The sequence below is a fragment of the Paenibacillus solisilvae genome, assembly GCF_042656405.1.
GTDB lineage: Bacteria > Bacillota > Bacilli > Paenibacillales > Paenibacillaceae > Paenibacillus_Z > Paenibacillus_Z solisilvae.
This window is the reverse complement of the sequence record NZ_JBHSOW010000102.1, coordinates 25,062-33,205: the sequence shown is the minus strand read 5'-3', so window position 1 is coordinate 33,205 and position 8,144 is coordinate 25,062. Positions and strand designations below refer to the sequence as shown.

Below are 8,144 nucleotides of genomic sequence, written 5' to 3'. Positions count from 1 at the left end.
TTTTTTACAGATTTTAAAACATTGAAAGGGGCTGCCCCTAAAGCCTATGGCTTTTGGGACAGCCCCTTCTTTTTTTTGCCGGCAGCGCGGGCCCGGGTCAGTCTTTATTCTTCAATTGCTGATGCTGATAGCCCGCCACACCGGAGCTTCCTTCATCGGAGAGCTCGGCGAGAGACTTCACTTCTCCATGCGGCTGTTGATTTTCCTTGCGGCTCTTCCATGCGCTCTCCCGACGATTCTTTGACGATGTCATAGAAAGGACACTCCTTTTCCATCAACCTGACGGTTGAACCTTCGATTGGACAATAATGCACGCCCCTATTATCGTGAGCTAATGCAGGTCAGATCATGCAGCGATCTGCTCGATTATTATGATTTAGGAATACATATCCTCGTTGCTGCTCTTCTTACGTCCACCCAACCAGAACAGGAAGCCGATTGCACAGGCCAAGACGAGAAAAGGCGCCGCGAATATTAGAAAATCCTCCATAGATGAATCCCCTTCTTCCTTAAAGTAATCTCATTACTTGCCCCTTTTGCCCTGCACGTATTTGGCATCGAACAGGAACAGCCGCATAAGCAGGTAAAGAGAGGGAATGAGCAGCAGCAAACCAAGCAAGAAGACCGAAATCAATGCAATTGCCATCGGCTCGCTTGTGAAATTATCATGAATCGTTAAGTAAGGGTACAGGATAAAAGGTAAATGTCCGGCTCCGTAGCCGAAGAATGCGAAGCCGAACTGCAGCATGACGAAGATGAAAGACAGCCCGAGCCGTTTGCGCGTCCACACCAGATAGATCGCGACGATGAAGCACGCGAAGGAGAGCACGAACATCCAAGCAAATTGCTCCATCCGCTGAAAGTGATCCGCATTATGTCCCCGGATGGCGAAGAAGACCAGCAGGCTGCTGAGTATGGTCGGTCCGCTCCAAGCGATCGCGTATTTGCGAACCACCTCGAAGGCGCCGCGATCATTGGCACGATTCGCGTAGTAGCAGAGAAACATGGCTGAGATGTAGAGCACGCTCACCAAGGCGAGCAGGACGACCGTCCATGAGTACGTGCTCGTAAACAGCTTGCTGAAAAGGAAACTTACATGACCGTTATCGTCGACCTCGATATAGCCGCCCTCCGAGATCGTCATGACCGTCGAGAGCGAAGCTGGAATGAGAAGCCCGCTCGCTCCGTAGAGGAACAAATAGAAGCGGCTGTCTTTCTTGATTCCGTAGTTGCTGAAGGCATAATACGAGCCCCTGATGGCAAGCAGGATAATGGCTACGCTGCCTGGAAGCAGCAGCGCCGTTCCGTAGTAATAGGCCGTATCAGGGAAGAAGCCGACAAATCCGACGAAGAAGAAGACAAGAAACACATTCGTTACCTCCCATACAGGAGAGAGATAACGCTCGATAATGTTGTTGATCAGATGGCGTTTGCCGGTTATGGTGCTGTAATAGCTGAAGAACCCGGCGCCAAAATCGATGGAGGCTACGATCAAATAGCCAAATAGGAAAATCCAAAGCACGGTAATGCCCAGAACCTCATAGCTCATCGTTTGCCGCCTCCTTCAATGCCTCTTGCCGCAATTTCATCCTCGGCTTTATTGTTACGGAACATCCGCGTAAGTACACGAATGGCGGTAAAACCCAATACGATATAAAGAAGCGCGAAAACAATAAGCATGGTGTCGACATGGTCAGATACGGTTGCGCCTTCGGAAGTTCTCATAATGCCATGCAGAATCCATGGCTGGCGCCCAACCTCGGCGAAGATCCATCCGTGCTCAATCGTCAGCATCGCCAGCGGCGCGGCAAGGATAATACCGCGGAGCAGCCACTTGTTCGAATAAGCAAGCGAACGTTTGCGCCATAATACGAACAAGAAGGCCAGAGCGATCAAGCACATGAGCGCAACGAAGCTCATTTTGAGATCAAACAGATAATGGATCCAGAGCGGCGGGGTTTCATCAGCCGGTATATCGTTAAGCCCCGTTACCTCCGCATTTGGCAGTCCGTGAGCGAGAATACTGAGCGCAAAAGGGATTTTGATCCCGTATTTGATCTCGTTATCATCCGTCAGAATACCGCCGAACACGAGCGGCGCTTGTTTGGTTGTCTCAAAGTGCCATTCCATAGCGGCCAGCTTCTCAGGCTGATAGTTGGCGAGATATTTTCCCGATAAATCCCCGATAATAGCGCTAGAGAGAAGAAATACACTGGCGGCGATCATCGTGAGCTTAAGCGCTTTTTTATAATAGACGTGATTGCGGCCCTTGAGCAGTGACCAGGCAGAGATGGCTGCAAGCACGAACGCGCAGGTCAGGTAAGCCGTAACCAGAACATGAGATACCTTCGTTGGCATAGCGGGACTGAGCATGGCGCCGAAAGGTGAAATATCAGTGATCTTGCCGTCCTTCACTGTCACGCCAGCTGGAGCATTCATGAACGCATTGACGATCGTAATGAAGAATGCAGAGGCTGAAGATCCGATAACCACAGGAATGAGCAGCCAGAAATGCGTCATTTTGCTCTTGAACCGTTCCCAGGTGTACAAATAGATGCCGAGGAAAATAGCTTCGAAGAAGAATGCGAACGTCTCCATGAAAAGCGGAATAGCGATTGATTGACCGGCCACCTTCATAAAGCTGGGCCATAATAGGCTTAGCTGGAGACCGATAGCGGTGCCCGTTACGACACCTACAGCAACTGTAATGACGAAGCCGCGGGCCCATCTGCGTGCCATAAGTAAGTAATGTTCATCATTTCGTCTAATCCCGATCCACTCGGCAAGTGCAATCATAAGCGGAACGCCTACCCCGATCGTGGCGAATATAATGTGAAAAGCGAGCGTTAGCCCGGTTAACATCCGGCTGTACATGACTGGATCGTAGCTGCTTAGTAGCATGAAGTTTCCCTCCCTGAAAATTAGTATGTGCGCCGTACAATAAAGGATGCGCTTAAAGGTATTACCTGAATAAGTACTTGGATAAAGACAGCAGCATGATGGCTGCTACCACGATACATAGAATGATAAGCCTCTTCTCTTGTTTGGCAATCCGTTTGTAGTCTTCATTAGGAGCCATAAAGATCCCATCCCTCTCAGCGGTGATGTAGGTACTTTTAGTTATTAAAGCTTATAAGGGTATTATAAACGATTCTCAGGAATGTATGTGATTTTTTTCACAATAATTGTGACGAGGGTTTGAATATTGTTGATCTTGCTTCAGTTGTTAGTCATGAAGTCGTTCCGAAGGTGTCCACGTTTCTGGAATAAGGCGTCACTGCCTCTCTTTACTAGTCACTCTCATATAATTGAAGAATCAAGCCTATTTTGTGAAAATCAATCTCCTTTTAAGATAAAGGACATAATCTAGTAGAATAATAGATTCAACGCTTAACGAAAGGACTGAATATCATGGCAAATGTCCGCCGTTCATCAAATAACACTATTAACAATATCAATGTCACAACCATGAATGGATCAGCTTCCTTTAACGTCGGAGACTTCGCAGTCATTGACCCATTCAGTAGTCAGAATACGAACACGAGAAACTTTAACAGCAATAATAACGCGAGCAGCACGACAACCACTCAGCATGGCGGAGCCGGTGCGTTCAATACGGGTAACAACAACCGGTTCAATACGCCGTTTAACCGCATTGGCAATCAAGGGAACGGCGGAAGCGGGACTACCTGATCAGGAGGGATATCAGTTTCTATTAAAGCGTTCCTATTTCGACTCCTGCAGCTGCCAACGTTTTGTATAGTACTTCAGCCATGATGTTATAGCCAAGCACATTGGGATGCAGCCCATCATCGGCCAATTCGGGGCGTAATGTTCTACCGTCACGATCCGTCATGTAGGAATGATAGTCTACGTAAATAGCCGTCTCATAGACGGCAAGCTGCCTCGTGCCATGGTTTATCTGGAAGAGCAGTTCATTTCGAAGGTCCGTACTGGTATCCCGGCAGTAAAGAAGAGGTTGGGATTCAAAACACGGGATTCCTTTGCCGGTGGGCAAGTTTGAGCCGATAATCGGGATAATGCCGTATTTTTTGGCTTCACGGACCATAGTACCGATATCTGAAACGGTTTCGAAATAGATTTGATTCGGAGATTTCCTCTCCTGTGGATCGAATGCACCCATCCTCCAGGTGTTGTTAGTGCCGCCCATGATATGAACATACTTCGGCTTCAATTGAAGGACGTCGGCCGGAAAACGTTTTAACATAAAGAAGGTCATATCCCCCGAAATCCCGCGATTAACGATCGTATTTTTCCTTCCGCCGAAATAGGTTTGCACATCCCAAAATTGGGTAATGGATTCGCCGATGAAAACGAAATTTATAGGCAAGCGATTATGAATGATCTGTTCATTATATCGATCGTATACAGGACGCATTTGATCCGCAGTACCTCGAACGGAAAAATACCCCGGCCTAATAATAGAACTCCCTCTCAACCTTACACCATCCCCTTTTTCAACATACCTTCACGTAAAAAACGGAATTAGTCTTAAGTTGTGCTGTTACAGAATATGTGTGCATGCTTGACTAAATTCTTAGTCCTCATTATGAACGGAATAACGCTCGGGATTCGGCTCCCGAGGCTGTCCTTGAACCTTTCGGGAAGCTTTGTTGAAACCAATAGACCTGTCTATATTCCTGCATAAGTTTATTATGCATCGGGGAATATATGGATAAGATTTTCTCTGTAATTAGGAAGGGGACGCTTCTGAGAGGGAGATTACGATCAGCGGATTTTAAAATTGAGTTTGTTCAGACGAAGGGGAAAACAAACAATGAATTTATATATGGATATGTTGAAGGTTCCGTTGATGCTGAAACATTGGAATAATTTAGGAAAATTGAAACGATCGTTCTAATTGGGAGAACGCCTATCTGGCGCATGCAGCGCACACTCTTCAGCTCCCAGTTCCGCAGCTTCATGGCGATTGGACGGCAAAGACGCTTTGATTGAGGCGGATTGACGATAATACGCAGAACGATGTCATTCTAATTGTTCGATGGCGTTCCTGAAGTATTACCGAAGCGGCTTTGTATCCGGTTCCTCCATGTATCGGCTTTCTGTTGAATGCAATAAAGCTCTTGTCATCGGACGATGACAAGAGCTTTATTGCATTCCTTAGGCAGCCAATCCAGCGGACTGGTTGCGCGGTGCGCTATAATAATTCGATCCGGTAAAGAACAGCGCCGTGGGCTGGAATATGGGCACTCAATGTATCTTGTAAGGGCTCTGTCTTACTTCCCGTCCATAATTCCTTGCAGGCGGCCGCCCCTTGAAGATCCATCTGCTCCAACGTGACCGATACATGACTTGCCGAATCTCCCGTATTAAACAGCGCTGCATATTTAACACCGTCTGTCCCGTCGGCCGACCAGACAACCTTGCCGTCTTCCCGCATAATCTGCCTTGCTCCTGAACTATTCCGGTGCATCTCGAGAACGTCCTTATTCGTAAGAAGTGAGAGGGTCCATTCGTCGTTATCCCGAAGTTCGCCGCCGAACATAAGGGGAGAACGGAAAATCGTCCAAAGCGTCATCATGGTAATTTGCTCTTCTCGCGTGAAACGTGTCCATCTGTCGGCGCCTCCTCCATCAACGGACCGGATTCCGATATGTCCGAGCGGAAGCATGTCGCAGTCCGGCCAGCAGCCTGGACCCGGGCGTCCTTGCCATTTGTCGCATCGATCAAACATATCAAGGAGAAGCGGCCATAAATCCCAAAAGTCGTCAGTCATTCGCCACATATTCGCGTTGTCTTGCAAGAAATCCGCATAATCGACAGGAGCCGGACCAGGCGAAAGACTTAACACCATCGGGCGTCCGCAGTTGTCTATGGCGTTCCTGATGAGTTCGATTTCTGAAGTATGAGTGTCATAAAGCCTCGAAGCCGCAATATCATCCACCTTTACAAAGTCCACGCCCCACTCCGCGTAAAGTTCAAAGAGAGAATGATAGTAAGCCTGGGCTCCTTCTTTTGAAGCATCCACCCCGTACATATCCGTATTCCATGGACAAATCGAGTTCGTGTGCGCAATATCACGCGCGGTGGCTGCTGAACCCTTTATCGGAGTATTATTGTGAACGGCTTGCCGCGGAATACCGCGCATGATGTGAATACCGAATTTAAGCCCCAGACTATGAACATAGTCGGATAGAGGACGGAACCCTTTTCCATCTGCCGCTGAAGGGAACCGGTTCACCGCCGGAATGAGACGGGAAAATTCATCGGTTTCCAAAGGTACGAATGGCCGGTAATGGGACGAATTCGCTCCTGGCTCGTACCATTGAATATCTACAACTACATATTCCCAGCCGTAAGAAGCCAGGTGTTCGGCCATATATTCAGCATTGCACCGGATTTCTTTCTCCGTTACCGCGGCTCCGTAACAATCCCAACTGTTCCATCCCATAGGCGGGGTAGGCGCATACGTCTTGTGCAGCATGAAAGATTCCTCCATAGTGAATTGAATTAAATTGCTTTCATGCATTTATATTATCGTCTTATAGCTTATGAAATCCATAGTAATATGGATGGGTCAATTGTACAAAATTGCTGTTATGTCAATCAAAAAACAACCGGTTATATACCAACTGGTCGCTCCCTGAACGAAATGCGCCCGGTGTCTGCCCCGTAAATCTTCGAAATACCTTAATGAAATAACTGCCGCTTGAGTATCCTACTTGTGCTGCGATTTGTTCGATGCTCCAGTCCGTTTGGCGGAGTAAATCCATAGCCCGTTCCGTTCGGATCCGATTCAGATAATCATTTGGCGTCATACCGACGGTTGTGGAAAAGGTCCGCAATAAATGATATTTAGACAGACGAAGTTCGTCAGCTAATTGGTCTAAGCTCACCATACTTGCGTATTGGGATTCAATATAAAGTGCCGCAAGCCTGATCTTCTCCGGCCATCCCTCCCGATTGCGCTGGTTGGAGCTTGAGAAGCGGCATAACTCCGATATGAATTGATAGACAAAAGATGATGCCAAGTAGGGGTCTGAAATTCGTCCGGCACTGGCCTCGATAACAATATCCTTTAAAAGCTTGACCGGTCTGCTGCCTGCAGGAAGATAAGGCGTTGATCCGAGTTTGGACTTGGCTTCCTCCCAATTGGGTAAAACGAGGCGGGGACGGAACAAGAGAAAGTAGAACTCCCAATGCGAACCGCTGCTTGGAAAGTAATATCGGTGATCACTAGGGATTTCAGTAAGAAACGCTTTTTGCGCATCCATTCGATGGATCTTGTGTTCTGATTCAAATACGCCTTCTCCCTTCACTGTATATTGAAAAAGAAGGAGAGGGCCGTCCGTTCTCGTCAAACCGTCCCAGAAGTATGCCGCATCCCGTATGTATTCGTGACCCACAGCAAAAAGGCTGCACAACGCAAGATGGGGAGAATCGGAAAACCGAAAACCAAACGTCCCCGAGCTGTTAGCTTTCATGGATTTGCTCAACCCCCGCAGTATATGGATGAATAGAACCTGATCATGTCTCAGATGCTGGTCCTGCCTAATAACAGCTTGGCACAAAAAATGCAGGAGGACAAGGACACCTCTGCGGAGTCCGGGAGAATTCATGGCGGCGATGAAGCTCAAAAAGTCATTGTAGACAGCGGGAAGCGGAGATTCCATCCGCGTGGATGGAGATTGTCATACAGGGATCACAAATCCCAATTTCGCTTCCTTGCATACTTATGGTTGTCCGGAGCGGAGCTCAGCGAGGGGCCATTTAGCAGAATAACTTGAAAAAGGTCAATTTAATCGTGAAAAAGATCAAAATACCGTCATAGCGGACACTCCGGTTTTCTCTATAATAAGAACTACTTCACCACTAACTCTCAACTAAAGGAATTCGAGGTGCTTATCATGGAGACTTCATCACGGATGGCTGTAGACAGCAGCTTCGTTAAGCCGAAAAAAGCGCGATCGCTGCAAAGCGGTGAGACGCTCTTTGGCTGGCTGTTCGTCAGCCCGATGCTTATTGGCGTATTTATTCTGGTGCTGCTCCCGATTCCGGCTACGATCGCGCTCAGCTTTGTGGATTGGAAATTCATGCAGGGCTGGGGCGGGATTGACTTATTTTTTAATTGATATTGATAATCGTTATCAATATAATAAACT

At 47.7% G+C, this 8,144-nt stretch carries 9 protein-coding genes; 2 read left to right on the top strand and 7 right to left on the bottom strand.

The genetic code is table 11. The features are described 5' to 3' along the window. Window positions 1-97: 97 nt before the first annotated feature. The 4 genes from ACFPYJ_RS26815 to ACFPYJ_RS26800 form a co-directional block, all read right to left on the bottom strand. Entirely contained in the window at window positions 98-253 is a 156-nt protein-coding gene (locus tag ACFPYJ_RS26815; protein WP_379191311.1) for a DUF6254 family protein, read from the bottom strand. Window positions 254-376: 123 nt separating this feature from the next. Then, window positions 377-490 carry a cytochrome bd oxidase small subunit CydS family protein gene (gene cydS / locus ACFPYJ_RS26810; protein WP_379191310.1) on the bottom strand — a complete coding sequence of 38 codons (114 nt, stop codon included), beginning with the start codon at window positions 488-490 and terminating at the stop codon, window positions 377-379. A gap of 33 nt (window positions 491-523) precedes the next feature. Continuing rightward, a complete protein-coding gene (locus tag ACFPYJ_RS26805) occupies window positions 524-1,549 on the bottom strand; it encodes a cytochrome d ubiquinol oxidase subunit II (RefSeq protein WP_379191309.1) in 1,026 nt (341 codons plus the stop codon). Beyond that, on the bottom strand, window positions 1,546-2,901 hold the full coding sequence (locus tag ACFPYJ_RS26800) for a cytochrome ubiquinol oxidase subunit I (RefSeq protein ID WP_379191308.1): 1,356 nt from the start codon (window positions 2,899-2,901) through the stop codon (window positions 1,546-1,548). Before ACFPYJ_RS26800 ends, ACFPYJ_RS26805 begins: the two co-directional genes overlap by 4 nt. Before the next feature lie 510 nt (window positions 2,902-3,411). Between ACFPYJ_RS26800 and ACFPYJ_RS26795 the strand changes: the two genes are divergently transcribed. After that, window positions 3,412-3,693: a hypothetical protein gene (locus ACFPYJ_RS26795; RefSeq protein ID WP_379191307.1), complete on the top strand. Its 282-nt coding sequence runs from the start codon at window positions 3,412-3,414 to the stop codon at window positions 3,691-3,693. A gap of 22 nt (window positions 3,694-3,715) precedes the next feature. On the opposite strand, the gene ACFPYJ_RS26790 is transcribed toward ACFPYJ_RS26795, so the two are convergent. The 3 genes from ACFPYJ_RS26790 to ACFPYJ_RS26780 form a co-directional block, all read right to left on the bottom strand. Next, a complete protein-coding gene (locus tag ACFPYJ_RS26790) occupies window positions 3,716-4,459 on the bottom strand; it encodes a GDSL-type esterase/lipase family protein (protein WP_379191306.1) in 744 nt (247 codons plus the stop codon). 720 nt (window positions 4,460-5,179) lie between these two features. Beyond that, window positions 5,180-6,466 (bottom strand): glycoside hydrolase family 27 protein, encoded by a 1,287-nt coding sequence (locus tag ACFPYJ_RS26785; RefSeq protein WP_379191305.1) that lies wholly within the window; start codon window positions 6,464-6,466, stop codon window positions 5,180-5,182. Window positions 6,467-6,584: 118 nt separating this feature from the next. Further along, on the bottom strand, window positions 6,585-7,466 hold the full coding sequence (locus ACFPYJ_RS26780; protein ID WP_379191304.1) for a helix-turn-helix transcriptional regulator: 882 nt from the start codon (window positions 7,464-7,466) through the stop codon (window positions 6,585-6,587). A 423-nt stretch (window positions 7,467-7,889) separates the two neighbouring features. On the opposite strand from ACFPYJ_RS26780, the gene ACFPYJ_RS26775 reads away from it, so the two are divergent. Continuing rightward, window positions 7,890-8,114, top strand: a complete 225-nt coding sequence (locus tag ACFPYJ_RS26775; RefSeq protein ID WP_379191303.1) for a hypothetical protein — start codon at window positions 7,890-7,892, stop codon at window positions 8,112-8,114. Window positions 8,115-8,144: the final 30 nt, after the last annotated feature.

What these genes read in the sequence shown, in the direction of transcription:
- ACFPYJ_RS26785 (WP_379191305.1), bottom strand. Translation starts at nt 6,466, where the DNA reads ATGCTGCACAAGACGTATGCGCCTACCCCGCCTATGGGATGGAACAGT.
- ACFPYJ_RS26780 (WP_379191304.1), bottom strand. Translation starts at nt 7,466, where the DNA reads ATGAAAGCTAACAGCTCGGGGACGTTTGGTTTTCGGTTTTCCGATTCT.
- ACFPYJ_RS26795 (WP_379191307.1), top strand. Translation starts at nt 3,412, where the DNA reads ATGGCAAATGTCCGCCGTTCATCAAATAACACTATTAACAATATCAAT.
- ACFPYJ_RS26800 (WP_379191308.1), bottom strand. Translation starts at nt 2,901, where the DNA reads ATGCTACTAAGCAGCTACGATCCAGTCATGTACAGCCGGATGTTAACC.
- cydS (WP_379191310.1), bottom strand. Translation starts at nt 490, where the DNA reads ATGGAGGATTTTCTAATATTCGCGGCGCCTTTTCTCGTCTTGGCCTGT.
- ACFPYJ_RS26775 (WP_379191303.1), top strand. Translation starts at nt 7,890, where the DNA reads ATGGAGACTTCATCACGGATGGCTGTAGACAGCAGCTTCGTTAAGCCG.
- ACFPYJ_RS26805 (WP_379191309.1), bottom strand. Translation starts at nt 1,549, where the DNA reads ATGAGCTATGAGGTTCTGGGCATTACCGTGCTTTGGATTTTCCTATTT.
- ACFPYJ_RS26815 (WP_379191311.1), bottom strand. Translation starts at nt 253, where the DNA reads ATGACATCGTCAAAGAATCGTCGGGAGAGCGCATGGAAGAGCCGCAAG.